Source organism: Mannheimia indoligenes, from assembly GCF_036880405.1.
Classification (GTDB): Bacteria; Pseudomonadota; Gammaproteobacteria; order Enterobacterales; family Pasteurellaceae; genus Mannheimia; species Mannheimia indoligenes.
The window spans coordinates 130,945-154,691 of the sequence record NZ_JBAJJM010000001.1 but is presented as its reverse complement, the minus strand read 5'-3'; the positions used below and the strand labels follow the sequence as shown (position 1 = coordinate 154,691).

22 protein-coding genes, 8 tRNA genes and 1 other RNA gene are annotated in these 23,747 nt (G+C 38.9%); 13 read left to right on the top strand and 18 right to left on the bottom strand.

Annotation, left to right across the window (positions count from 1 at the left end):
* Positions 1–91: 91 nt before the first annotated feature.
* Genes dolP through V6W77_RS00820 form a run of 4 tightly spaced genes read right to left on the bottom strand, consistent with a single transcriptional unit; the run spans position 92 to position 3,350 of the window.
* A complete protein-coding gene (dolP, locus tag V6W77_RS00835) occupies positions 92–682 on the bottom strand; it encodes a division/outer membrane stress-associated lipid-binding lipoprotein (protein WP_334237021.1) in 591 nt (196 codons plus the stop codon).
* A 9-nt stretch (positions 683–691) separates the two neighbouring features.
* The gene (locus V6W77_RS00830) at positions 692–1,276 is read right to left on the bottom strand and encodes a D-sedoheptulose-7-phosphate isomerase (RefSeq protein ID WP_283386338.1); all 585 of its coding nucleotides are present in this window, start codon (positions 1,274–1,276) and stop codon (positions 692–694) included.
* Positions 1,277–1,282: 6 nt separating this feature from the next.
* Entirely contained in the window at positions 1,283–1,654 is a 372-nt protein-coding gene (locus V6W77_RS00825) for a YraN family protein (RefSeq protein ID WP_334253502.1), read from the bottom strand.
* Positions 1,629–3,350: a penicillin-binding protein activator gene (locus V6W77_RS00820; protein WP_334253501.1), complete on the bottom strand. Its 1,722-nt coding sequence runs from the start codon at positions 3,348–3,350 to the stop codon at positions 1,629–1,631. Before V6W77_RS00820 ends, V6W77_RS00825 begins: the two co-directional genes overlap by 26 nt.
* Before the next feature lie 74 nt (positions 3,351–3,424).
* Here V6W77_RS00820 and rsmI point away from each other — a divergent pair, with 74 nt between their 5' ends.
* Positions 3,425–4,297: a 16S rRNA (cytidine(1402)-2'-O)-methyltransferase gene (gene rsmI / locus V6W77_RS00815; protein WP_025235360.1), complete on the top strand. Its 873-nt coding sequence runs from the start codon at positions 3,425–3,427 to the stop codon at positions 4,295–4,297.
* A 63-nt stretch (positions 4,298–4,360) separates the two neighbouring features.
* On the opposite strand, the gene V6W77_RS00810 is transcribed toward rsmI, so the two are convergent.
* Both V6W77_RS00810 and V6W77_RS00805 read right to left on the bottom strand, forming a co-directional pair.
* Positions 4,361–5,770, bottom strand: coding sequence for a cytochrome-c peroxidase (locus tag V6W77_RS00810; protein ID WP_334253500.1), 1,410 nt, complete (start codon positions 5,768–5,770; stop codon positions 4,361–4,363).
* A gap of 170 nt (positions 5,771–5,940) precedes the next feature.
* The gene (locus V6W77_RS00805; RefSeq protein WP_334253499.1) at positions 5,941–7,101 is read right to left on the bottom strand and encodes an MFS transporter; all 1,161 of its coding nucleotides are present in this window, start codon (positions 7,099–7,101) and stop codon (positions 5,941–5,943) included.
* A 207-nt stretch (positions 7,102–7,308) separates the two neighbouring features.
* Between V6W77_RS00805 and V6W77_RS00800 the strand changes: the two genes are divergently transcribed.
* Positions 7,309–8,250 (top strand): lysozyme inhibitor LprI family protein, encoded by a 942-nt coding sequence (locus V6W77_RS00800; RefSeq protein ID WP_334253498.1) that lies wholly within the window; start codon positions 7,309–7,311, stop codon positions 8,248–8,250.
* Between the two features lie 58 nt (positions 8,251–8,308).
* Here the strand turns inward: V6W77_RS00800 and putP are convergent, their stop codons facing one another.
* From putP to V6W77_RS00775, 5 genes are all read right to left on the bottom strand, one after another.
* Positions 8,309–9,823, bottom strand: a complete 1,515-nt coding sequence (putP, locus tag V6W77_RS00795; protein ID WP_334253497.1) for a sodium/proline symporter PutP — start codon at positions 9,821–9,823, stop codon at positions 8,309–8,311.
* Between the two features lie 89 nt (positions 9,824–9,912).
* On the bottom strand, positions 9,913–10,701 hold the full coding sequence (locus V6W77_RS00790) for an IclR family transcriptional regulator (protein ID WP_138317395.1): 789 nt from the start codon (positions 10,699–10,701) through the stop codon (positions 9,913–9,915).
* Positions 10,698–11,285, bottom strand: coding sequence for a 5-formyltetrahydrofolate cyclo-ligase (locus V6W77_RS00785; RefSeq protein WP_334253496.1), 588 nt, complete (start codon positions 11,283–11,285; stop codon positions 10,698–10,700). Before V6W77_RS00785 ends, V6W77_RS00790 begins: the two co-directional genes overlap by 4 nt.
* A 1-nt stretch (position 11,286) precedes the next feature.
* Positions 11,287–11,481, bottom strand: a non-coding RNA gene (gene ssrS, locus V6W77_RS00780) — 6S RNA.
* A gap of 104 nt (positions 11,482–11,585) precedes the next feature.
* Positions 11,586–11,876 (bottom strand): cell division protein ZapA, encoded by a 291-nt coding sequence (locus V6W77_RS00775; RefSeq protein ID WP_188156822.1) that lies wholly within the window; start codon positions 11,874–11,876, stop codon positions 11,586–11,588.
* Between the two features lie 77 nt (positions 11,877–11,953).
* Here V6W77_RS00775 and V6W77_RS00770 point away from each other — a divergent pair, with 77 nt between their 5' ends.
* The 4 genes from V6W77_RS00770 to V6W77_RS00755 all read left to right on the top strand — a co-directional run bounded on the left by V6W77_RS00770 (position 11,954) and on the right by V6W77_RS00755 (position 14,828).
* Positions 11,954–12,511, top strand: a complete 558-nt coding sequence (locus V6W77_RS00770; protein WP_334253495.1) for a UPF0149 family protein — start codon at positions 11,954–11,956, stop codon at positions 12,509–12,511.
* 159 nt (positions 12,512–12,670) lie between these two features.
* The gene (gene hemE / locus V6W77_RS00765; RefSeq protein ID WP_025235353.1) at positions 12,671–13,735 is read left to right on the top strand and encodes a uroporphyrinogen decarboxylase; all 1,065 of its coding nucleotides are present in this window, start codon (positions 12,671–12,673) and stop codon (positions 13,733–13,735) included.
* 95 nt (positions 13,736–13,830) lie between these two features.
* Positions 13,831–14,421: a YjaG family protein gene (locus V6W77_RS00760; protein WP_025235352.1), complete on the top strand. Its 591-nt coding sequence runs from the start codon at positions 13,831–13,833 to the stop codon at positions 14,419–14,421.
* Between the two features lie 116 nt (positions 14,422–14,537).
* The gene (locus V6W77_RS00755) at positions 14,538–14,828 is read left to right on the top strand and encodes an HU family DNA-binding protein (RefSeq protein WP_279611707.1); all 291 of its coding nucleotides are present in this window, start codon (positions 14,538–14,540) and stop codon (positions 14,826–14,828) included.
* Positions 14,829–14,880: 52 nt separating this feature from the next.
* Here the strand turns inward: V6W77_RS00755 and V6W77_RS00750 are convergent, their stop codons facing one another.
* A complete protein-coding gene (locus V6W77_RS00750) occupies positions 14,881–15,732 on the bottom strand; it encodes a thymidylate synthase (RefSeq protein ID WP_025235350.1) in 852 nt (283 codons plus the stop codon).
* Between the two features lie 89 nt (positions 15,733–15,821).
* Between V6W77_RS00750 and V6W77_RS00745 the strand changes: the two genes are divergently transcribed.
* The 5 genes from V6W77_RS00745 to mltF all read left to right on the top strand — a co-directional run bounded on the left by V6W77_RS00745 (position 15,822) and on the right by mltF (position 18,536).
* Complete coding sequence (locus V6W77_RS00745; RefSeq protein WP_334228804.1) at positions 15,822–16,370, top strand: hypothetical protein; 549 nt, start codon at positions 15,822–15,824, stop codon at positions 16,368–16,370.
* Positions 16,371–16,578: 208 nt separating this feature from the next.
* Positions 16,579–16,673: transfer RNA gene (locus tag V6W77_RS00740), tRNA-Ser, on the top strand.
* Between the two features lie 13 nt (positions 16,674–16,686).
* Positions 16,687–16,763: transfer RNA gene (locus V6W77_RS00735), tRNA-Arg, on the top strand.
* Between the two features lie 65 nt (positions 16,764–16,828).
* Positions 16,829–16,905: transfer RNA gene (locus tag V6W77_RS00730), tRNA-Arg, on the top strand.
* A 122-nt stretch (positions 16,906–17,027) separates the two neighbouring features.
* Positions 17,028–18,536, top strand: coding sequence for a membrane-bound lytic murein transglycosylase MltF (gene mltF, locus V6W77_RS00725; protein ID WP_334237015.1), 1,509 nt, complete (start codon positions 17,028–17,030; stop codon positions 18,534–18,536).
* Positions 18,537–18,667: 131 nt separating this feature from the next.
* On the opposite strand, the gene V6W77_RS00720 is transcribed toward mltF, so the two are convergent.
* The 4 genes from V6W77_RS00720 to V6W77_RS00705 form a co-directional block, all read right to left on the bottom strand.
* Positions 18,668–18,743, bottom strand: a tRNA-Val gene (locus tag V6W77_RS00720).
* Positions 18,744–18,791: 48 nt separating this feature from the next.
* Positions 18,792–18,867 (bottom strand) — tRNA-Val (locus V6W77_RS00715).
* A 53-nt stretch (positions 18,868–18,920) separates the two neighbouring features.
* A tRNA-Val gene (locus tag V6W77_RS00710) sits at positions 18,921–18,996 on the bottom strand.
* 49 nt (positions 18,997–19,045) lie between these two features.
* A tRNA-Val gene (locus V6W77_RS00705) sits at positions 19,046–19,121 on the bottom strand.
* Between the two features lie 176 nt (positions 19,122–19,297).
* Between V6W77_RS00705 and gltX the strand changes: the two genes are divergently transcribed.
* On the top strand, positions 19,298–20,737 hold the full coding sequence (gene gltX, locus V6W77_RS00700) for a glutamate--tRNA ligase (protein WP_334253494.1): 1,440 nt from the start codon (positions 19,298–19,300) through the stop codon (positions 20,735–20,737).
* A 77-nt stretch (positions 20,738–20,814) separates the two neighbouring features.
* Positions 20,815–20,890, top strand: a tRNA-Ala gene (locus tag V6W77_RS00695).
* Positions 20,891–20,948: 58 nt separating this feature from the next.
* Here the strand turns inward: V6W77_RS00695 and recN are convergent.
* Together recN and lpxC are read right to left on the bottom strand one after the other, a co-directional pair.
* Positions 20,949–22,628, bottom strand: a complete 1,680-nt coding sequence (gene recN / locus V6W77_RS00690) for a DNA repair protein RecN (RefSeq protein WP_334253493.1) — start codon at positions 22,626–22,628, stop codon at positions 20,949–20,951.
* Positions 22,629–22,804: 176 nt separating this feature from the next.
* Positions 22,805–23,725 carry a UDP-3-O-acyl-N-acetylglucosamine deacetylase gene (gene lpxC / locus V6W77_RS00685; protein ID WP_025235345.1) on the bottom strand — a complete coding sequence of 307 codons (921 nt, stop codon included), beginning with the start codon at positions 23,723–23,725 and terminating at the stop codon, positions 22,805–22,807.
* Between the last annotated feature and the right edge of the window lie 22 nt (positions 23,726–23,747).

Genomic DNA, 23,747 nt, shown 5'->3' with positions numbered 1-23,747 from the left:
TTCCTATTTTATTAGTAAAACAAGCGGTCAAATTTCCCTAAAAATTTGCAAATCAACGAAATAAGGCGAACACTTAGATTCGCCTTATCAATTAGTGTGCATAGCTAAATACTTTCACAACTTTTGTTACACCACCCACATTGCGAGCAGCTTCGGCAGCAGCATCGGCTTGAGCTTGGCTTACTTTACCCATTAAGAAAACTTCGCTGTTTTCGGTAACCACTTTTACTTCTGTCGCTTTTACTTCGCCATTCACTAATAGTTTAGATTTAACTTGAGTGGTAATCCAGCTATCTTGTGTAATCTGTCCGAAACCGATTTTTTCGCCTTGTCGGATTTCGTTATAAATTTCCGTTACCCCTTCTGCTCCTGCGGCTAAGTTTTTAGCATTTTCCACTACGTCCATACTCGGTGCTTGACCAATTAATAATACCTTACCGTTGTAAGCCACTACATTAATGCGGGCTTCTTGTTTAATTTGTTCGTCTTTATTGATGTTGTAAGCCACTTTTTCTTCTAAAATTTCATCATCAACCTGTGTGCCTGTTGAGCGTGGGTCAGTAGCCACTTTGGTTGCCACTGCTGCTGAAGTTACTACTGCGGTGGTAATACAGCCTTGTAAAGACAGGAAGCCTAAAGTGAATAAACCTGCTTTAAGCAGTTTTTTTGCTAAATACGTCATAATCTCTCCTTACGAGAAAAGTAAATGGTCGATAAGTTCACAGAGTAAATTAGTATAAAAATGATGGCTTTCAATCACTCTCAACTCATTGGTTGAGGGAGCTGAAATTTCAATATCACTTTCATCTAATAATCCGAGTGTGTGGTCATTATTACTGCCTGTTAAAGCAATAATATCTAAATCTAAATGCTGACTTTTAGCCGTATGAATGGCTTGCAATATACACTCTTCATTTCCCACAGGCGAAAAAACAATGAAGAGATCACCCTCTTTTGCAACCGCTTGTAATTGTTTTTTATAAATTGAATCTAGCTCATTATCTTGTGCAAAAACACCGGCTAATATGCCGTTAATTTGTAATTGCACCGCAGAAAAGCTCGGTCTTGCCAGCTCATAGCGATGAATTAAGTGGCTAACCAGCAGAGCCGCATTGCCGTAAGAACGCCCGTGCCCACATACAATCACTTTATCGCCACGCAATAAACACGCCACAATGCGGTTTGCTGCTTCACTCAATTTAGTCGGCAATAATTCTGCTGCAGAAATTTGGGTTTGTATACTTTCGGTAAATCTATCTTGGATTTTATTTAACATCTTAATCTAACCTAAAAAGTTAGGAATCCATAATGGGGATTGGCTTCCATCAAAAGCAACCACATCAAAGCGGCAGTTTGCAGTTTCTAAACTTTGATGTTGTTTGAGTAGCCACATATTCGCCGCATTTTGCCATTTTTGTTGTTTTCGGTAATCAATGCTTTCAACTGCCGAACCATAACGATCACTTTTACGCTGACGGACTTCGACAAAAACAATCGTTTGTCCGTCTTGCATAATCAAATCCAGCTCTCCGCCTTTAAAATGTTGGTTAGCGGCAACAAAACGAAGCCCTTGCTGTTCTAAAAACACTCGGGCTTTTTGTTCATAAAAAGAGCCTTGTTCTCGTTTATTAATAAGCCTGCTGAATAGCCCCATTTTGATATTGCAACCAAGATAAACTACGTTCAATATTACAATTTTGTCCGGCTTTTAATTCGCCGGTTAAACCTGAAATTTTATAGCCCGGAATATGACGGAACTCGTTAAATTTCGTAGCAAGCGACCACGCATCAGCTCCCATTGCATATAAACGCATCATTGAGAAATCACTATTGGCTAAATTTTCTGCTTTTTGGTATTCATTTGAAGTAGTATCTGCCAATAATGGCACTTCACTAAATTTCACACCTTCCATTGCCGTATAGAAATCAATGCCATTATTTGGCGAGTTACTGCGTGATGAAGTATAAATTACCAAGCGTTCTTTTAAGTTAGAACTATCAATACCTTGTTTAATTTCAAGCACTTGCTCTGCACCACCCAATACATACAAACCGGCTTTAGTTATGCCTGCATTTTGAATAGAAGCAACAGAATCAAGCGGTTGATTATAATAACGTACATCAGCATCAGTGCCACTTAGTTGACGCCAACGTTTTGCAAAAGCTTCTGCTGAGCGATTACCAAAATCATCTTGTGGGGCTGCAACGATAGCCACTCGATGACCATCACGGTACATTTTCTCCGCCCCTGCTTGAGCTTCAGACTCCGGTGATAAGCCGTAGTAACAGACTTGAGCAATATTGCGTGCGTTTTCCGTTGCATTTAGTGCTAACACGTTAATATTTTGAATTTCTGGGCTCAATAGCATTTCATCTACCCGAGATTTCAGCAACGGTCCAACAATAATATTTGCCCCTTGTTGTTTTGCTTGGGTAATTAATGAATTTACATCAGATGAGCTTGTATCAAACGTCTGAACTGCTGTTGGATCATCTGCTTTCGCATCATTAAAACCACGCTGAATAATATCGCCTAAAATTTGAGCATCACCACTAAGCGGTAATAATAATGCAACACTATTTAATTGCGTTTGTTGGAAATTATTCACACCTTGTAATTCAGTTGGCATAACCGTAACCGCACTGTGGTTTGGATATTGGTTTTTCCAATTATTAATTGCCTGTGGCATTTGAGCAGGTGTAGTTACATTTTGGTTATAAATATTAATTAATGCTAACCAGCCTGCAAGCTCCATTTCACCGGCTTCAGGCACGGTTCTTTCTAGCATTCCACGATTAGCATCACGCAAAGTTTGCCAAATAATATCGTTATTTTCTTGGCGTTCGCGGTTCATTTTGTAGTAAGCCTTTAACTGCGATCTTGCACGCACAATACCAATTGCATCATTCTGATTTGCCGCAATACGGGCTTGTGTTTGAATATAGCGTAAACGCTGTGCAGGGCTTAATAAAGGCGGTTGAACCGCTTTTAACTGGCTAATCGCCATTTCATTTTTACCTTGTAAAGCCGCAAGTTGTGCAGAAACTAATGCATATTCTAATTTCTGCACGTCATTCATTTCAGCCACTTGAATTTCACTAAAGGTATTTTGTGCTTCATATTCTTTATTTTCATCAATTAATTTACGTACGGCGAGCAGCTGGTATGAAATTTTATCTTCTTTGGCTTTAGTTTGATCGGCTTTATTGATATAGAATTCTGAACTTGAATAAGCCTCATCTTTGATGGATTCGGTGATTGGGTTTACCGATGTACAGGCAGAAATGAATAATGCAATTGCAGTTGGCACGAATGCCTTTTTCATTGTTTGGTTTAAAATAGTTGCCATTGTATTTTCCTCGATAGAATATAATGTGCTAAATTTAATGATGAAATCTTACTTATCAAATGAGCTAAAAGCAAATGAAAAACAGACAAAATTCATCTGAAATCAATCCGGACTACGGAATTTTATATATTGTTGCCACGCCTATCGGCAATTTAGGTGATATTACCCAACGTGCGTTAGATACGCTTGGCTGCGTTGATTTAATTGCCGCTGAAGATACTCGCCACAGTGGCTTATTACTCAGCCACTACGGCATCAAAAAACCGTTTTTTGCCTTACACGACCATAACGAACAACAGAAAGCGGTCGTTTTAGTGGAAAAATTAGCAAAAGGCGAAAACATTGCGTTAATTTCAGATGCCGGTACGCCACTGATTAGCGACCCGGGTTTTCATCTGGTTCGCCACTGCCGCCAAGCAGGCGTGAAAGTTGTTCCTATTCCCGGAGCTTGTGCTGCGATTACCGCCTTATGTGCATCGGGTATTGCATCAGACCGTTTTTGCTTTGAAGGGTTTTTACCTGCTAAAACAAAGGCTCGCTGCGATAAATTAGCGGAATTAGAAAATGAACCTCGCACATTAATTTTTTACGAATCTACCCATCGCATTTTAGACACCTTGGCAGATATGAAGCAGGTCTTCGGCGAAGAGCGTTATGTAGTGATGGCTCGTGAAATTACTAAAACGTGGGAAACCATTCACGGTGAGCAACTCGGCAATTTAATTGAATGGCTAAATGAAGACAGCAACCGCATTAAAGGCGAGATTGTGCTGATTGTTGAAGGAAAACAACAAAATCTTGAGGAAGAATTTTCCAGCCAAGCAATCAAATTGCTTGAACTCCTCTGCCAAGAATTGCCACTGAAAAAAGCGGCAGCGATTGTGGCAGAAACTTTTGGTTATAAGAAAAATGCGTTATATCAGTATGGGTTAGAGCATTTTGATTAAGACACAAGCGGTAATATTTGGTAAAAAATTTGCAAAATATTACCGCTTGTCAGTTTGCAATAATTACTTCATTTTTTCATTAGTGAGTAACTTACCTTCGTATTCCCCGGTTAAAGACTCAAGGAATGAGGCAATTTCGTTTAACTCTGTATCCGTGAAGTTTTTATTGCTTTGATATTTGCCCATAATACGCACCGCTTCTTTTAAGTCTTTTGCACTGGCATCGTGCATATAAGGTGCGGTTAAGGCAACATTACGCAAAGTTGGTACTTTGAAACGGTGCATATCGTGCGGATCTTTAGTATGAGCATAACGACCTTGATCCGCATCAGTCATCGCCGTGCCACGATCTTTAAAGTAATCGCCATACAAGCCCATATATTCAAAGGATTGCCCGCCCATTAAGCTACCGGTGTGGCAAGTATCACATTTTGCATTTTTGAAATGTTCGTAGCCTCGTTTTTGCTCCGCCGTTAAGGCATTTTCATCACCTTTTAAGAACTTATCGAACGCACTATTTGGAGTTAATAAGGTTTTCTCAAATTCACCGATTGCATCAGTGAGATTTGCTTCGGAAATCTGTGGATAAACTTCAAAGAAACGTTTTTTGAACTCTTCATCTTTATCAAATTTCGCTACAATTTCGTCCCAGCTCTTCGATCCCATTTCGACAGGATTGGTTGGTGGACCACTTGCTTGATCAGCAAGCGTTTTCGCACGCCCATCCCAGAATTGCCATTTGTTTAATGCGGCATTAAATACGGTTGGAGCATTAATGCCACCTTTTAGTCCGTGAATCCCTTCCGCTACCGGTAAATTATCTACGCCGGCTTGTGCGAGTAAGTGGCAAGAGTGGCAACTGATAGAACCATCTGCTGATAAACGACCATCTAAGTAAAGATCTTTACCCAATGCCACTTTTTTAGGGTTGGTTGGTAAGCTGTTTGGAATAGGTTGCACAAGGTTTTTCGCATTTACTCCTTCCACTCCTTCTGGTAAGAAATGTGTTTTACGTTGCTCTTCGATCCAATCTAAAATCACTTTCTTTTCTGCATCATCAGGGCGAGATCCCCAGTGAATATGGATATATTTCGCCGCAGGCATTTCATCGTTACGAATAACTTGCTCAAGTTTCGCTAAATCTGCCTCAGATAATTTACTTGGATCTTTCATTCCTTCAATCATCTGATCTAAACGGAAAAAGCGATTTCCGGTTTCAATATCACTCGCAATAATTTGATTTGCAATAGGGAATTTCGCGTAGCCCGGCAGTTCAGCATTCGGTGAATGGCAATATTGACAGCCATTTTTATACATTACACCTAATACCGATTTATGCGATTGCGGTAATTCTGCTGCAGTTGTCGCCATTAATTTTTCTGAATTTGCTTTATCAAAATACGTTGCGTATCCCACTAACCCAAAATATCCGATAGCAGCTAAAGCAAGCCCTGAAAATAGATATTTCTTCATAATAAACCCCTTAATAATCAATAATAGGTACAGGAGATTTTATTATGAGCTAAAACATCCACTAATATTTTGAGTAGGATCAATAGATTTAATTTACTTAAACTATAGTAACAATAGGTAATAGTCGATAAATGTGCAAAAAAATCTCAGGATTCGACCGCTTGTGTTGTTTATTTTACCGTTTTTCGTCGCAAATTGTGGTAGGCATAAACCAGAAGAGTCAGCATTACTAACAGATAAAACGGTAATAATTGAATGGAAATAGCGTTTGCGATCAAACCAAACAGCGGCGGTAGTAAAAGCACACCCACATAAGCACTTGCCATTTGAATACCGATTACTGCCTGAGATTTATCTTCCCCGAAAAATTCAGGTGTGGAATGGATTAAACACGGGAAAATAGGGGCACAACCTAGCCCGATAATAATTAAGCTGACAAGGGTTACATATTTTCCGAAAGGTAAACAAAGCATTGCAATACCGATCAAAATTAAACCAAAACCCAGTTTAATCATTTGATGATTATTTAATTTTAACGTGAGAAAGCCGCTAATGCCTCGCCCAACCGTAATGCCGATAAAAAAGATACTGCCAAAGGCAGCTGCTTGTTCTAAGCCAACCTCTTTTACCATCACAAAATAGCTACTCGCCCAAAGCCCGGCAGTTTGTTCTACACCACAGTAGCCGATAAAGGCTAAAATGCCGTACTTCACACCCGGAATTTTAATGGCTTCTTTTAGGCTGACCGGTTTTGCGGCTTCATTCATTTCCGCAGCGGTTTTCTTGCGAGATTTCCAAAAAGGTAGAGAACAAAATAAGATAACCGTTAGCCCGATTTGTAATAGAGAAATCGTGTAATAGCCACCTTCCCAGCCTCGACCTTGCAAGAGTGCAATACCTAAAATATGCGGACCAATAGATGCTCCTACGCCCCACATACAATGCAGCCAGCTCATATGTCGGCTGGCGTAATGAACTGCCACATAGTTATTCAACGCCGCGTCCACCGCTCCGGCTCCTAAGCCGTAAGGAATTGCCCATAAACACAAAATCCAGAAAGAATCACTTATCGAAAACCCCCACAATGCGAGAGCGGTTAAAGCAACGCTGATTACCATCACTTTGCCTGTGCCGAGATGGTAGGTAAGCTTATCCGACATCAGGCTTGAGGTAATAGTCCCAATCGACATAATCATTGAAACGACACCCGCATAGGAAAGCGGTACACTAAGATCTTGGTGCACTGAAGGCCACGCCGCCCCTAAAATGGCATCAGGCAAGCCAAGACTGATAAAGGAGAGATAAATAATAGCGAGTAGGAAGATTGTCATAAGATTACTGTTCTCAATTGGTCAAATTTTTCTGATTTTTTGCTAATGTTATTTAATAGCTATATCAACTCTTTTTCATTTTAGCACCGACCCAATACAGGAGCTATACACATTACTTATTAGATGCATGCATATAAAACTAGTATATTGTGCAAAAAAAAAAACAATTGTAGAATGGCATTTATTTTCTATAACGAGGACAACCAAATGAAATTTAAATCCCTTCTTTCCTTTCTTCCATTAACTGTCTTTTTAAACGCTTGTGAAGAAAAATCTTCACAAATAGGCTGCTCCAATGAAGTTGCACAGTCTGCATTGATTGAACTGATAAATAAAGAAGCATACAAAGTGCTATCTAATGAAGTAGCCGAGTTTTCAGAACTAACATCTCAGAATAAACGTAGTGCTTTAGACCTATTAAAACTATCCTTTTCAGAAGTTGTTACAACATCTAAAGACAGCAATAGCACTCTGAAAAGCTGTGAGGCAACTATTTCTCTTACTATCCCCTCTGATACTTATATGACTGTTGCTGATATTTTTAGAGAAAATTCAGGAGGAAATTTAGATCGTCATCTAGAGGATATGAATCTACAACAAAAAGCTAATGTATTCTCGAAGCGTGTCGAATATACCGTTCAGCCTACAGATGATGCAAAAACAGTTTTTGTAAAAACCCTTGATAATGACTTATCCTCGGCAATGGGACTTATTTCCGCCTTTGTTGCTGTCAAACCTATTTTAGAACAACAAAAACGAGAAAGGGCGGAAAAACAACGTAAGGAAGAATTAGAACTAAAAAAACAACAAGAAAAAATTGCAAAAGAAACACAGTATAAAGAAGAAATTATTAACCAACCTATAGCAGTACAACAAGTAGAACCTGTACAAAATACAGCTGAACTACCTACAATGAGTTTATCTGAAGCAAGAAGTCTATATTTAGCACAGGATACCGAATTAAATCGTATTTGGAGCACTTTAACGAAAGAGCAGAAAAAATCCCTACTACCAGCTCAAAAACAATGGATTAAGAGTAAAGATGCTATCTGTGGGAAAACATCTATGAAAGGTAGTGATATAGCTATGATTGAAATGTTTAAATGCCAGACTGAAATGACAGAATCTAGAATTAAAGAGCTGTATTAGAAAATACTAACTTAAACAAAAGTGGCTTAATACTACATATATTAAGCCACTTTTTCGATTATTTCACTTCATCTAAATATGCTTTATTTGCACGTTCAAAGGTTTCTTGAACTTCTCTGCTTGGTGCCGGTGTAATTAGTGAAACCACAATAATCATCACGGTTGCCGTAATAAAGCCCGGTATCATTGAATAAAGTTCAGGTAGGACAAAGAGTCCGGTAATATCACCCCAGAAATGCACCACTAATGCACCGGTCAGCATTCCCGCAATTGCCCCGAAGCCGTTCATACGTTTCCAGAAAAGAGAAAGTAGCACCACAGGTCCGAAAGCAGAGCCGAAGCCCGCCCACGCATTTCTGACTAGACCGAATACTTTGCTGTCCGGATCTTGAGCGATATAAATTGCAAGAGCTGCCACCGCAAGTACCATTAAACGGCTTAACCACACTAATTCTTTGTCTGTCGCTTTAGGGCGTAAAATGCCTTTATATAAATCTTCGGTAATCGCACTTGAACAAATCAGTAATTGTGCTGAAAGTGTACTCATTACAGCGGCAAGAATTGCTGACAATAAAATACCGGCAACCCAAGGGTTGAATAGTAATTTTGCTAATTCAATGAAAATTTGTTCCGGGTTTTGGCTCACATTCCTTGCTTGTTCCGGATTACCGAAGAAATAAGCCATACCGAAATAGCCAATGCCAATCGCCCCTACTAAACAAATAACCATCCACGTCATACTAATACGGCGTGCATTTTCAAGCGATTTCACACTTTCCGCTGCCATAAAACGCACCACGATATGTGGCTGACCAAAATAGCCAAGCCCCCACGCCATTAGGCTAATCACGGCTAAAATACTCGTGCCGGTAAAGATATCGTTATAATCTTTTTGTGCCATTTCGCCTGCACGATCGATTAAGGCTTGCATTTCATCAAAACCACCTAAGTTATACATTACAAACAGAGGCGTTAGAATTAAGGCAAAAACCATTAATGAGGCTTGGATGGTATCCGTCCAGCTTACTGCTAAAAAGCCACCAATAAAGGTGTAAAGAATGGTTGCTACTGCCCCATACCAAATTGCTTGGTGGTAAGGTAAACCAAAGAGGTTTTCAAACACTCTCGCACCGGCTACTACGCCTGATGCACAGTAAATTGCAAAAAAGAGTAAAAAAATGACCGCTGATAAAATCTTAATTAATTTTGTTTTATCACCAAAGCGGTTGTGGAAGTATTCGGGTAAGGTTAAAGCATCGCCGCTGTGTTCGGTGTGAGAACGTAATCTGCCTGCTACTAATTTCCAGTTTAGATAAGCACCGATAGTTAAACCGATTGCAATCCAAGCTTCAATTAAACCGCCTGCATAGACTGCACCGGGCAATCCCATCAGCAACCAGCCCGACATATCTGAAGCACCTGCGGATAATGCTGTTACAAAACTGCCTAAACGGCGACCACCTAAAATATAGTCTGAAAGATTATTTGTTACACGATAAGCAATAAATCCAATTGCAATCATACCCAAAATATAAACAACAAACATTATTGTTGTTGGGTCAAAACCAAACATTATGAATGAACCTCAAAATTTTAATTTTATAAAATATAATTTTTAAAGGGTGCAAGATTACCTGAAATAATCAAAATGGCAATACAAAATTATCGCCCACCTAGCTCGGCTGAAATTTTTTCTGCCGTTTCTTGAATAGCAGGCAGTAAATTTTCTTGTCCTAGCTGATTTAAACGAGCCGTTGAAAGCGAGACGGAAACCGCATAATGGACCTTCTGTTGATGATCAAAAATCGGGCAAGCAATACAAGAAACACCCAGCTCATTTTCTTCTGCATCCATCGCAAAACCGAGCTCACGAATGGTTTCCAGCTCTTTTTTCATTCCCTCAATCGTGGTAATAGTATTGATTGTAAGCTGTTGAATCACAGAGGATTTCGCTTGCCAATATTGGGGAATATAATCTTCGGAATCATAGGCTAAGAAAAGTTTACCCATACCAGAACAATATAGTTGCATCTGTTGCCCGATATAAGCTCTAGTCCGCATTAAGCCTGTGGTTGCCTCTAATTTATTAATGAGGATTGCGTGATCTTTCTCTCGCATCGCAAAATTAACCGTCTCGCCTAATTTTAAGTTCAAGGCTTCTAAATGTGGTGCTGCAATGTGTAAGATATTAATTGAGCTTAAAGCTCTTTGCCCAATCGCTAAACATTTAGTGGTTAAACGATAGCTGCCTGCAGTTGGAGCCGGGCGAACATAGCCTTCTTGCTGTAAGCCTTGCAATAAACGATGTACCGTACTTTTATTCAAGCCTGAAAGCTCAGCCAAGTGGGCTAACGGGCAACCATTAGGAAATTTTGCCAATAGTTCCAAAAGTGTTAAGCCACGAATTAAACTTTGGTTTCCTGTAGACTCCTTTTCTTTTTTTTCAATCATCTTGCTCCTCCCAAAATAATATGATTTAACGGTATATCCCAACTTTCAATCGGTAATTGTTCGACCTGCTGGCATTCGTGAGCCAACCCTACACTTATAATATGAGGAGCTTGAGCAAGTGTTCTATCATAAAAACCACCTCCCATTCCTAACCGATTTCCTGCTTTATCACACGCTACTAATGGTGTAAAAATCATCTCTAGTTCTTGTAAGGGAATGATATTTCTAACATCCAGCACAGGCTCTTGAATACCCAAGCGGTTAAATTTTAGAATAGTTTTGCAATTGTAATTTACAAACAATAATTGACCGCTTGTAAAAGGGTGGAGAATGGGCAAATAGATTTTTTTTCCTTGTCCAAGCAAAGTATTCATTAAAAGCAGCGGAGAAATTTCACCGTTAAAAGGTAAATAAAAGGCGATATGTGAGGCTTGGTAAGATTCAATTAAAGAAATTGCTTGTGGAATAAGTGATTGAGCAGCTTGTGCTTGTTGCGATGAGGTTAAACTTAAGCGTTTCGCCCGCATCAATTGCCGTAATTGTTCACGAGAATGGCGACAAAAAGAATGAATAGAATTGTTCATATAAGTACCCGAGATGCCGCTACCAGTAATGGTCCTTGAACCAGTTGGTTCAAGGGAGTCAAACGTAACTGCTTTTAGGCTTCTTACTCTTGAATTTGAGCTCAAGGTAAGCTTGCTCACCGGCGGTAGATGTTCAACTCAAAGTTTCAAATTATCGGCTCAGGGACGTAACTAATAACGCACACCCCAGGCAAGATTTATAGTAACGGAATTTAATAATTTTTCCTAGTCTTTAATCACATAAATTGCAATTTCTCAATGCTCTTAGCTCTATTCCTAATCAATTAGGCTAAAAATCAGCTAATTTGATTGAAATTTTCCGAGAGAATTATCTAGCTGCTCAATGCAAGCGACAAGCACACTTTTATTTTCTGCATTTTGACGCTGTGCCTGCTCTAATTCATAATTTAAATTCAGAGCTACGATAGCTAACACTTTTTCAAGCTGAATAATGCCGGACTGCTCTTTCAATACCGCCACACGTTCTTCCAAACGCTGTGCACAAGCCAGTAAATGCTCTTGCTGCTCAACAGGGCATTGCAAGCGTAGCACCTGACCAAAAATCTGTAATTCGATATTATTTGCCGACATAAATACGAAATCCTCACTTAATCGCTAAATTTTTGCTATATTATGCCATTCTTTAGCAAAATCACAATAATGCAATTATGGCTATGACAAATTCCCAAGAATTTAAACAACTCATCACTCAATTACAAATTGAAGACACCCCGGCAGAGTTTCACGGCTTCTTATGCGGACTGATTGCAGGTGGCATTCAAGATGATTCGTGGAAAACCTTAACCTATCAATTTACCAATGACGGACACGCTTTTTCAGTTGAGCCGTTAAAACAACTAACGGAATTTTACCGACAATTAACCGACAGTTTCTCCCAAGCAAATACCCTATTCAGCCTGTGGCTACCCGAAAATGACGAAGACGGATTTGCTCTTGCTGACGGTATTTCTGAATGGACAAACAACTTCTTACTTGGCTTAGGTGTTGCTCAGCCGACCCTGCAACAAGAAACCGACGAAGTAGGCGAAGCCATTGATGATTTAGATGAAATCGCAAAATTAGGTTACAATGAGGACGATAATAATGTGGAACTCCTTGAAGCTGGCGAAGAAGTGCTGGAATATTTACGAGTGTTAGCTCTATTCTTACATAGCCATTTTGCTTTAGGCGTGCCTAAAACAGAAGAAAAGCCACAATTACATTAATAAATACAAGCGGTTACAAAAAGCATCGCTTTTTGAACGTTGGCTTTGCCAACGGCAGCAAAGCTGTGAACAATCCTTACAAGGATTGTGAATAAATTTCATCTATATTTTGCAAATTTTTCAATAAAAACAACCGCTTCACAATCAAAGGAAAAACCAATGCCTCAACTTAAAAATGATCGCTATTTAAAAGCCCTTTTGCGTGAACCTGTGGATATGACTCCCGTTTGGATGATGCGTCAAGCAGGGCGTTATTTACCTGAATATAAGGCAACTCGTGCGATCGCCGGCGATTTTATGTCGCTCTGCCGTAATGCCGATTTAGCTTGTGAAGTAACCTTACAACCTTTACGCCGCTATGAATTAGATGCTGCTATTCTATTCTCTGATATTCTCACTATTCCGGATGCAATGGGATTAGGGCTAAGTTTCGGTGCTGGCGAAGGTCCGAAATTTGCTCGCCCTGTACAATCACTTGCTGATGTGAATAATCTACCTATTCCTGATCCTGAAGGTGAATTACAATATGTAATGAACGCTGTGCGTACCATTCGCCGTGAATTAAAAGGCGAAGTACCGCTAATCGGCTTCTCCGGCAGCCCTTGGACGTTAGCAACCTATATGGTTGAAGGTGGCTCAAGCAAAGCCTTTACCAAAATCAAAAAAATGCTTTACGCTGAGCCACAAATTCTTCACAAATTACTCGATAAATTAGCCGATAGCGTGATTTTATATTTAAATGCACAAATCAAAGCCGGAGCTCAATCGGTAATGGTGTTTGATACTTGGGGCGGCGTATTGGCACACAACGATTATAAAGAGTTCTCTTTACGCTATATGCACAAAATTGTTGATGGGCTAATCCGTGAAAATGAAGGTCGTAAAGTGCCTGTTACTCTCTTTACCAAAGGTGGCGGCTTATGGTTAGAAGCAATTGCAGAAACAGGCTGTGATGCTATTGGTTTAGACTGGACAGTCGATATTGCCGATGCCCGTAAACGGGTTGGTGATAAAGTGGCACTTCAAGGCAATATGGATCCAAGCGTGCTTTACGCAACACCTGAACGCATTGAACAAGAAGTGAAGAATATTCTTGCCGGTTTCGGTAATGGCAGCGGACACGTCTTTAACTTAGGGCACGGTATCCACTTAGACGTACCGGTCGAAAGCCCTAAAGTATTTGTTGATGCTATTCACAACTACTCGAAGCAGTATCATAAATGATTTAACAAGCGGTCTAAAATCGATCATTTTTTGCAATTTTGCAAAAAAACTGCAATTTTTAACCGCTTGCACTTATTAATTAATAAGGAAACAAAATGCGAAACCCAATTCATAAACGTATGGAACGCTTTGAGCCTTGGCAAAATGTAACCTTTATGGCTTGTTTATGCGAAAGAATGTACCCTAACTATCAACTTTTCTGCGAAGTTACCGAGCAACCGGAAAAAGCGAAAGTGTTCCAAAATATTTTAAATTTAGTTTGGGAATATTTAACCGTAAAAGGGGCAAAAATTAATTTCGACAATCAGTTAGAGAAATTAGAAGAAATCATACCCGACGTAAATGAATATGAATTTTTCGGGGTTTTACCTGCACAGGAAGCCTGTGAAGCCCTTTCTGAATTACTACACAGCATTATTGCCGGGGCAACTTTAGAACAAGCAATCCGTATCAGCCAAATTTCATTAGGCACAGTGGCAAGTTATCTTGAAATGCAACAAGACAAGGAACTCAGCGAGCAAGAGTTGAAAAATTCAGAGGAAATTCAAGAAGAGCTAGATGTGCAATGGCAAATCTATCGCTTGCTCAACGAGTGTGAAAACCGTGATCTTGATCTCATTTTTGATTTAAAAGATGAAATTAGAACAAGTGGCATCAGCAATATCGGGTTAAATATTAACCAATAACATACATATTTACAAAATCTTGCACAATAATACTTTGACAAATCTGAACTTTGAATTAAGCTATGGCAAGGTTTCAATAACTTTTCAGACGTTTTACGTCATTTATTCAAAACACTATCTTAGAGGATAAAACTATGAACAAAACTGAGTTAATCGATGCTATCGCAGCTGGTGCAAACTTAACTAAAAAAGATGCTAAAGCAGCATTAGAAGCAACTCTTGATGCAATCTCTGCAAGCTTAAAAGCAGGCGATCCTGTTCAATTAATCGGCTTCGGTACATTTAAAGTAAATGAGCGTAAAGCACGTACCGGTCGTAATCCAAAAACCGGTGAAGAGATCAAAATTGCAGCTGCTAAAGTACCTGCATTCGTTTCAGGTAAAGCATTAAAAGACTTAGTAAAATAATTCTTTTTAACGATTTGAAAGAAAGCCTAGAATATCTAGGCTTTCTTTTTTATTACACAGAGAATGGATACTGAATAGATGGATGGTACTCATAACCTTCCACTTTAAAATCATCTAAAGTTACCCAAGTTTCTAAATCTTCAAGTGATTTAATCTCAGGATTAATAATTAATTTGGGTGCATTTAACGGCTCACGTTTTAGCTGTACATCACGCATTAGCTCAAGTTGATCTTCATAAATATGAGCATTCACAATTTTATGGAAAGCTTGCCCTGCTTTATGCCCTGTAATTTGAGCCATTAACGCAAGAAAAGTGTAACATTGGATCATATTCCAGTTTAAGCCAAGAGGTACGTCTGCTGAACGCTGAGTGCTGTTAAGATAAAGTGTACCATCCAGCAATGAAAAATGGTGGCTATGCAAACAAGGACGCAAACACCCCATATGAAATGCACCTGGATGATAGAAAGTATAAATTTCGCCCCGATTATCAATACCTTTTTTCAGATCATCAACAATTTGGCGAAGTAAATCCACTGAACCACCATCAGGTTTTGGGAAGTTACGTCCAACAGCCCCATAAACCAAGCCCATATCATCTTCACCTTTACGGTAAGGATTCGCTAACCACGCGGCATTTTCATTCGCATTGGCATCCCAAGATTTAGTTCCCAGATTACGAAAATCAGCAGCATTATCATAGCCTCGAATATAGCCCAAAAGCTCTGCAATTGCCGCTTTCCAATAACTGCGACGAGTGGTAACTAATGGAAATTCTCCTTTCTCAACATCATAGATTAAATCTGCATTAATCACAGTAAGACAGCTCTTACCTGTACGTTCATTCGCTACCCATTTGCCTTCATTTACGATACGATGGCATAAATCTAAATACTGTTTCATATTGACCTCATAAAATTTTTAAGTAATTTTGCCATTTATTCGGTAAAATAGCTAAAACTTTATGACAAACACAATAAGGAGTTATAAATATGAAAAAAACAATTAAATCTATTTTAATGATTACCGCAGTGGCATTTTTAGCCGCTTGCTCATCAAATAAAGGCAGTTGGACACGCTTAAATGAAGCAGAAGTGGATCAAAAATCTTATGCAATTGCTTACGGTGCAACCGCTCAAACCTATAAAGACAGAGTAAACGAAACTTATGACATCAATTCATTTATGAATGGAGTAAATGATTGGTACACTAAAAAAGTAGCCTTGCCAATTGAACAGATTCGTGCAATGACAATAAATAGAATGTTAGATCATAATGTCTATGCTTACTATAGTGGTATACTTTATGCAGCCGATTTACAAGCTAACTTTAACCACTTAGATCCAAATTGCTGGAACTTAGTACAACCAACGAGTATGACACAAGGTATTCACGATGCAATGTTAGATTTGCAAAAAAATAAAGTACGTGGTGATGACTATATTAAAAACGGTGTCGAGCAAATCTTACATCTTTGTGTAAAAACGATTGCCGAAGATGAAAATAAAGAGAAAGCTCAAAGCAAGAAAAAGAAAAAATAATATTTAAGCTACAAGCGGTAAAATTTTTAGAAAATTTTACCGCTTTATTTATAACCGTATGAAATGTTTAATATTTATTCTATAAAACTTAAAAAATCATCGTTTTGCTTATTACATAGGCAAACACGCGAGAATTTAATATTTTCGGGAAAAAGAATTTGACATCTTTTTAAATTCTAGTAATATGTCGCCCACAGACACAGTGAGTGGTGAGATGGCCGAGCAGGCTGAAGGCGCTCCCCTGCTAAGGGAGTATAGGGTTAAAAAGCTCTATCGAGGGTTCGAATCCCTCTCTCACCGCCATTTACTTTATCACGCACCCGTAGCTCAGCTGGATAGAGTACTCGGCTACGAACCGAGCGGTCAGAGGTTCGAATCCTCTCGGGTGCGCCATTTTATTTATTACTCTAAAAATAAAATGGTCGCTGATAAACTAAATTCTCACAATCTTCAAATACGCACCCGTAGCTCAGCTGGATAGAGTACTCGGCTACGAACCGAGCGGTCAGAGGTTCGAATCCTCTCGGGTGCGCCATTTCATTTAAGTTCTTTCTTTTTATCAATTCTACTACTAAATTAATTAAACTATTTCGTTAAGCTATAATTTCGGCTAGACTTAGCTCTTAAGCTCTTAGTTGAATGAATGAGGATTTTAAATTGAAAGGATTAATTGCTCGCCTTTTTATCGCAATAGCTCTCTTACTTTGGGCTTGGGATATGATTTTCCCTTGGCAAAAAATTATTCATTCAGAAGCTAACCACTACACTCAAATTCAGCAGAGTAAAAAGCTAAAAGTGGGAATGATCAACCACCCGATTTCCTATTTTGTCGGTCCTGAAGGCAAAAGTGGGATTGAATATGATTTAGCGACTGCCTTTGCACAATATCTAAACGTTAATCTTGAAGTAAAAAGCTACGATAGCAGCGAAAAATTATTTGACGCCTTAAAAAACAATGATATTGATATTGCTGCGGCAGGATTACTCTATCACCCGGAATTAAATGAAACCTTTCAAATCGGTCCATCTTATTACTCAGCTTCTTGGCAAGTAGTGTATAAAAAAGGGACAACAAGACCATATCGACTTTCAGACTTGCAAGAAAATGTCATTATTCCAACTGGTTCTGCAGTTATTCCAATACTCAATCAGCTAAAGCAAAAGAATCCTCAATTGAAGTGGCAAATTTCAGATAAATTTACCCAAGAAGAGCTATTATTAAAAGTCGCTCAAGGCGAAATTCCACATACTATCGCGATGTCGGTCGATATTTCTTCTGTACAGCATATTAACCCTAATCTCGCGGTAGGCTTCGATTTGACAGATGAAAACCCTGTGTTATGGTATTTAGCAAATAGCTCCTACAGCGAATTACAATCAGCTTTATTGGATTTTATGTCGGATTCTGTAGAGAATGGACTTATTTCACGCATTGAGGAGAAATATTTTAATCATCTGGAAAAATTTGATTATGTTGATATTCAAAGCTATTTGGCAGCAATCAAAGCGGTACTCCCCAAATATGAGCCACTTTTCCGTGAACATAAAGGCGATTTAGAATGGCAAATGTTAGCAGCTATTGCTTATCAAGAGTCTCACTGGGATCCAAATGCTACCTCACCAACAGGTGTACGTGGCATTATGATGCTGACAAAAGATACCGCAGATAGAATGAAAATTTCAGATAGAACAAACCCCGCTCAAAGTATAAAAGCTGGCTCTGAATATTTACATATGTTAATGAGACAGATGCCAGAAACTATTCCACAAGAAGATAAAATTTGGTATAGCTTAGCGGCTTATAATATGGGGTTAGGACATTTGTTAGATCTCCGTAGATTAACCAAACAACTGGGCGGAGATCCTGATAATTGGTTAGATGTGAAGAAAAATCTGCCACTACTTGCTGAAAAACGTTATTATACCAATCTGAAATATGGTTATGCCAGAGGCTATGAAGCATTACAATACGTTGAAAATATCCGCCGTTATTATGGCAGTATCATCAATTATCAGCGAATTGAAGAGCAGAAAAAGCTTGAGCAAGAACAAAAAAATTTATCTGATAATCATATAAAACAGGAGGATAGGACTGATGAGAAAATTGAAGAAAAAGAAAACGTTACCAACGAGGAAGCTACGCCCACGCCAAATCAAACAAATTAAAGATAGAAAAAGGCTCATTGCTTCACGCAGAAAAGCGTTTATGCAAATGCAACAAGAGGTATAATATACTCCCCTTTTGAGTTAAGGCTTGAAAGGGATTTTTTATTTATAAAATTGATTAACAAGAAAAGTGGTGGGCGATACCGGTCTCGAACCAGTGACCCCCTCCTTGTAAGGGAGGTGCTCTCCCAACTGAGCTAATCGCCCTTCAGATACGAATAATCGTAATTTGAAGTTTATGATTTTAGTCTTAAGTGGTGGGCGATACCGGTCTCGAACCAGTGACCCCCTCCTTGTAAGGGAGGTGCTCTCCCAACTGAGCTAATCGCCCACTTGAGACTTAAAATCAAAGGGAATTTGAAAACAGAACACTTAAAGTTGAAGTGGTGGGCGATACCGGTCTCGAACCAGTGACCCCCTCCTTGTAAGGGAGGTGCTCTCCCAACTGAGCTAATCGCCCGTTTCCAAATAACTAGATTGTTACAACAACAGAACACTTAAAGTTGAAGTGGTGGGCGATACCGGTCTCGAACCAGTGACCCCCTCCTTGTAAGGGAGGTGCTCTCCCAACTGAGCTAATCGCCCGTTGTTGTGGAAGTGAATTATAGAGATTTTTGCTCTTTCGTCAAACGCTTTTTACTCTTTTTACCCTGTTTGCTGATTTTTTGCCCCAGAAAATCAATTTTTTACTATTATTCATCCCCAAGAGTAGTAAAATAGACAAGTTTTCCCTTTAAAAATAATGATTAGGCAAATATAAAATGAAAATTGAAACCCTCTTCCCTTTAGATCCAAATGTAAAAGTTCGTACTCGTTTTGCACCAAGTCCAACTGGCTATTTACACGTTGGAGGTGCTCGTACTGCACTTTATTCTTGGCTATATGCAAAACACAACAATGGCGAATTCGTATTACGCATTGAAGATACCGATTTGGAACGCTCAACCCCTGAAGCAACGGCAGCTATTCTGGAAGGAATGGAATGGTTAAACTTAGCTTGGGAACACGGACCTTATTTCCAAACAAAACGCTTTGATCGCTATAATGAAGTTATTGACCAAATGATTGAAGCAGGTACAGCTTATCGCTGCTACTGCTCAAAAGAGCGATTGGATGAATTACGCAATACGCAAGAAACAAATAAAGAGAAGCCTCGCTATGACCGCCACTGTTTAGGCGAACACTCACACGCCAGTGATGCTCCACACGTTGTACGTTTTAAAAATCCGCAAGAAGGTTCAGTAATATTTGATGATGCCGTGCGTGGTCGTATTGAAATCAGCAACAGTGAATTAGATGACTTAATTATCCGCCGTACAGATGGCTCACCAACTTATAATTTCTGTGTGGTTGTTGATGACTGGGATATGGGTATCACTCACGTTGTTCGTGGTGAAGATCATATCAATAACACTCCTCGCCAAATTAATATTTTAAAAGCACTTGGAGCACCTGTACCAACTTATGCTCACGTTTCAATGATCAACGGTGATGACGGTCAGAAGCTATCAAAACGCCACGGTGCAGTGAGTGTAATGCAATATCGTGATGATGGTTATTTGCCCGAAGCATTAATCAACTATTTAGTACGTTTAGGCTGGGGACACGGCGATCAGGAGATTTTCTCTCGTGAAGAGATGATTGAATTATTTGATATTCACTCTGTGAGCAAATCAGCAAGTGCGTTCAATACTGAAAAATTACAATGGTTAAACCATCACTATATCCGCTCTCTTGAGCCAAATTATGTCGCAAAACACCTTGAATGGCATATGAATAATCAAGGTATTGATTTTAGTAATGGACCAGCTCTATCCGAAATCATCCCAGTATTGGGCGAACGTTGTAAAACATTAAAAGAGATTGCTGAAAGTAGCCGCTATTTCTACCAAGAATTTGAAGCTTATGATGAAAAAGCCGCTGCTAAAAACTTCAAGGCTGAAGCGGTTGCACCACTTGCAAAATTATTGGCAAAATTGACCGCTTGTAATGATTGGACAGTTGAAAACATTCACGAGGCAATGAACCAAACAGCTACTGAACTTGAAATTGGTATGGGTAAAGTTGGTATGCCATTCCGTTTAGCAGTAACAGGCTCAGGACAATCTCCTTCTATGGATATTACAGCTAAATTAGTGGGTAAAGAGAAAACCTTAGCTCGCCTTGAAAAAGCAATCAAATTCATTCAAGCGAATAGCTAGTTTTTAATCAATTAGCTTTATCACCAGCTAAAGCCATTGACATATTCAGGCGGAAAGCATATCATTCCGCCTATATCGGGGGTATAGCTCAGTTGGGAGAGCGCTTGCATGGCATGCAAGAGGTCATCGGTTCGATCCCGTTTACCTCCACCAAATTTATTATCGCATCAACAGAAATGTTGATGCGATTTTTCTTTTTATCTATATTAAATCAAACATTACCTGCCAGTTTTAGCATTTCTTCCGCGTTGGCTAATACCGCTTCGGTAATTTTACTTCCGCCTAATAATCGAGCTAAGGCTTGAACACGCTCATTTTTAGATAGCAATGTCATCTGCGTTTCAGTTTGGTTATTTTCAACATATTTTTGAACATTAAAATGCTGATTACCATAACTTGCTACTTGTGGTAAATGGGTAACACATAAAACTTGGCATTTTTTGCCTAATTCACGTAATAATTTACCCACAGTGGTTGCAGCCGAGCCACTAATGCCCACATCAACTTCATCAAAAATAATGGTTGGTGTGGAGAGCTTATTCGCCGTTAATACCTGTACTGCCAAAGAAATACGGGAAAGTTCCCCCCCCGATGCAATTTTAGCTAACGGTTGAGCTTGTTGCCCTAAGTTGCTCCGCAAGTTAAATTCAACGAAATCCGCACCATTTGGCGAGAGTTTCTCAATATTATGCTCTACTTTAATGAAAAATTCGCCATTCTCCATCGCTAAATGCTTAATTTGTTTTGTAACTTGTTGAGACAGCTTATTAGCTGCTTCTGTTCGTTTTTGATAGATTTCTTCTGCTAATACTAAACATTGCTGATGAGCTTGCTTTTCATCTTGAATAAGCTGCTCTTCATTATCTTCAAAATCAAGTAATGCTTGTAATTCGCTCTTCAGTTTTGAATGGTGTCGCCATAATTCATTCGCTTGAATATGGTGCTTGCGAGCAAGAGAAATTGCTTGAGCAATGCGATTATCTAACTCGTGTAATAATTCCGGATCTTGTTCGATTTTACTTGCTAATTGTGTTACTTCAGAACTCGCTTCTTGCACCTGAATAAGAGCTTCATTGAGCATATCCAACACACTTTGATAGTGGCTATCTACTTCCACTAAATTTTCAGCATTGCGTATTGCTTTATAAATCAAATCGTTTGCGTTGATTTCATCATTACTTAGCAGATTCATTATTTCATCTGAAAGCTCAGTTAGCTCTTCGGAAGAAGAAAGAACATTATATTTTTCTTCCATTTCTTCAAATTCATTTTCTTTAACCGCAAAGTCATCTAATTCTTCAACTTGATATTGCAATAGTTGCTTACGAGCTTCATTTTCTTGGCATTGCTGCTGAAAGTTTTTTACCTGCTTATTAAGCCCTTTCCAAGCACCATATTGTTTTGCCATTTTAATTAATAAAGGCTGTACAGCAGCATAGTTATCGACAATCTCAAGCTGATATTCCTGTTTTAATAATAGCTGAGGAGCGTGCTGACCATTTAAATGAATAAGGTATTGCCCAAGCTCCCGTAGTTGTGAAACAGGTAACGCTCGATTATTAACAAATGCTTTTGAACGCCCATCAACATTAATCATACGGCGTAAAATACATTCTTGAGGATTATCTTCATCAAGCAGTTCGTGTTCTTCTAGCCATAAATAAGCCGGGCTATTTTTTTGCATCAAAAAAGTTGCAGTAATATCAGCTTTATCTGCCCCATTACGGATCATTCCACTTTCTGAACGGTAGCCTAAGCATAATCCTAACGCATCGATAGCAATAGATTTACCCGCCCCTGTTTCACCGGTAATCACTGACATTCCCTCATTTAGTTCAAGAACAAGATGGCGGACAATAGCAAAATTATTGATAGTAAGTTGAGTTAGCATACTATACCTTACACAAATTAACTGTATAGGCATATAGTACAACTGTTTTTTTGAACAGTAAAGAGAAATGAATAAAAAAACTGTAAATTTACACAGTTACAAGCGGTCGTTTTTTAGCAAAAATTTGTAAAAGAAAAAGACGAACATTATGTTCGTCTTTTAACCGTTCATCTAAATTAGATAAAAATTTCTTGCTGAACTTGATAACCCTGTGGGATTTGTTGCTTATCTTCAAAGGTTACAAATTCCCAAGCATTTTCATTTGCAAGCACTGCACGCAGTAATTTGTTATTCAAGCCGTGCCCTGATTTATAAGCGGTAAGCTCACCAAGAATATTGTAGCCACACATATATAAATCACCGATTGAATCTAACATTTTATGACGTACAAGCTCATCTTTAAAGCGTAAGCCGTTTTCATTGAGAATTCGGTAATCATCTAACACAATTGCGTTATCTAAGCTACCACCTAATGCTAGACCAATGGACTGAAGGTATTCAACATCTTTCATAAAGGTGAATGTTCTTGCACGACTTAATTGTTGAATGAAATTCTGAGCTGAAAAATCCATTGAATAGCTACATACATTCTTCGAGATTAGTGGGTGCTTAAAGTCAATCGTGAAATTAAGTTTAAATCCTTTATCATAAGGTTTTAATTCTGCCCATTTATCACCTTCTTCAACGCGAACGGTTTCTTTAATGCGAATAAATTTTTTCGGTGCATCTTGCTCTTCAATACCAGCATCTAATAATAAATAGATGAATGGGCTTGAACTACCGTCCATAATTGGAATTTCAGGAGCATCTATCTCAACAATGACATTGTCTAAGCCTAATGCTGACATCGCCGCATTCAAATGCTCTACGGTTGAAATACGCACGCCATCATCATTTACCATACAAGTACATAATTGTGTATCACGAATAGAGTCTGCACTTGCAGGGAAATAAACTGCAGGCTCTAAATCAGTACGGGCATAAATAACACCTGTATTAGCCGGTGCAGGGCGTAACGTTAAAGTTACTTTTTTACCGCTGTGCAAGCCAATACCTGTTACTTTTGCTGCTTGTTTTAATGTTCTTTGTTTAATCATAGTTTGTCCTTACTTTCCAAAT

Coding starts and splice junctions, on each gene's coding strand:
- V6W77_RS00825 (WP_334253502.1), bottom strand. CDS start 1,654: ATGGGGCTATTCAGCAGGCTTATTAATAAACGAGAACAAGGCTCTTTT.
- hemE (WP_025235353.1), top strand. CDS start 12,671: ATGCCTCAACTTAAAAATGATCGCTATTTAAAAGCCCTTTTGCGTGAA.
- V6W77_RS00800 (WP_334253498.1), top strand. CDS start 7,309: ATGAAATTTAAATCCCTTCTTTCCTTTCTTCCATTAACTGTCTTTTTA.
- rsmI (WP_025235360.1), top strand. CDS start 3,425: ATGAAAAACAGACAAAATTCATCTGAAATCAATCCGGACTACGGAATT.
- lpxC (WP_025235345.1), bottom strand. CDS start 23,725: ATGATTAAACAAAGAACATTAAAACAAGCAGCAAAAGTAACAGGTATT.
- V6W77_RS00820 (WP_334253501.1), bottom strand. CDS start 3,350: ATGGCAACTATTTTAAACCAAACAATGAAAAAGGCATTCGTGCCAACT.
- V6W77_RS00775 (WP_188156822.1), bottom strand. CDS start 11,876: ATGTCGGCAAATAATATCGAATTACAGATTTTTGGTCAGGTGCTACGC.
- V6W77_RS00745 (WP_334228804.1), top strand. CDS start 15,822: ATGAAAAAAACAATTAAATCTATTTTAATGATTACCGCAGTGGCATTT.
- dolP (WP_334237021.1), bottom strand. CDS start 682: ATGACGTATTTAGCAAAAAAACTGCTTAAAGCAGGTTTATTCACTTTA.
- recN (WP_334253493.1), bottom strand. CDS start 22,628: ATGCTAACTCAACTTACTATCAATAATTTTGCTATTGTCCGCCATCTT.
- V6W77_RS00805 (WP_334253499.1), bottom strand. CDS start 7,101: ATGACAATCTTCCTACTCGCTATTATTTATCTCTCCTTTATCAGTCTT.
- V6W77_RS00790 (WP_138317395.1), bottom strand. CDS start 10,701: ATGATTGAAAAAAAAGAAAAGGAGTCTACAGGAAACCAAAGTTTAATT.
- V6W77_RS00750 (WP_025235350.1), bottom strand. CDS start 15,732: ATGAAACAGTATTTAGATTTATGCCATCGTATCGTAAATGAAGGCAAA.
- V6W77_RS00830 (WP_283386338.1), bottom strand. CDS start 1,276: ATGTTAAATAAAATCCAAGATAGATTTACCGAAAGTATACAAACCCAA.
- gltX (WP_334253494.1), top strand. CDS start 19,298: ATGAAAATTGAAACCCTCTTCCCTTTAGATCCAAATGTAAAAGTTCGT.
- V6W77_RS00785 (WP_334253496.1), bottom strand. CDS start 11,285: ATGAACAATTCTATTCATTCTTTTTGTCGCCATTCTCGTGAACAATTA.
- V6W77_RS00770 (WP_334253495.1), top strand. CDS start 11,954: ATGGCTATGACAAATTCCCAAGAATTTAAACAACTCATCACTCAATTA.
- V6W77_RS00760 (WP_025235352.1), top strand. CDS start 13,831: ATGCGAAACCCAATTCATAAACGTATGGAACGCTTTGAGCCTTGGCAA.
- putP (WP_334253497.1), bottom strand. CDS start 9,823: ATGTTTGGTTTTGACCCAACAACAATAATGTTTGTTGTTTATATTTTG.
- V6W77_RS00810 (WP_334253500.1), bottom strand. CDS start 5,770: ATGAAGAAATATCTATTTTCAGGGCTTGCTTTAGCTGCTATCGGATAT.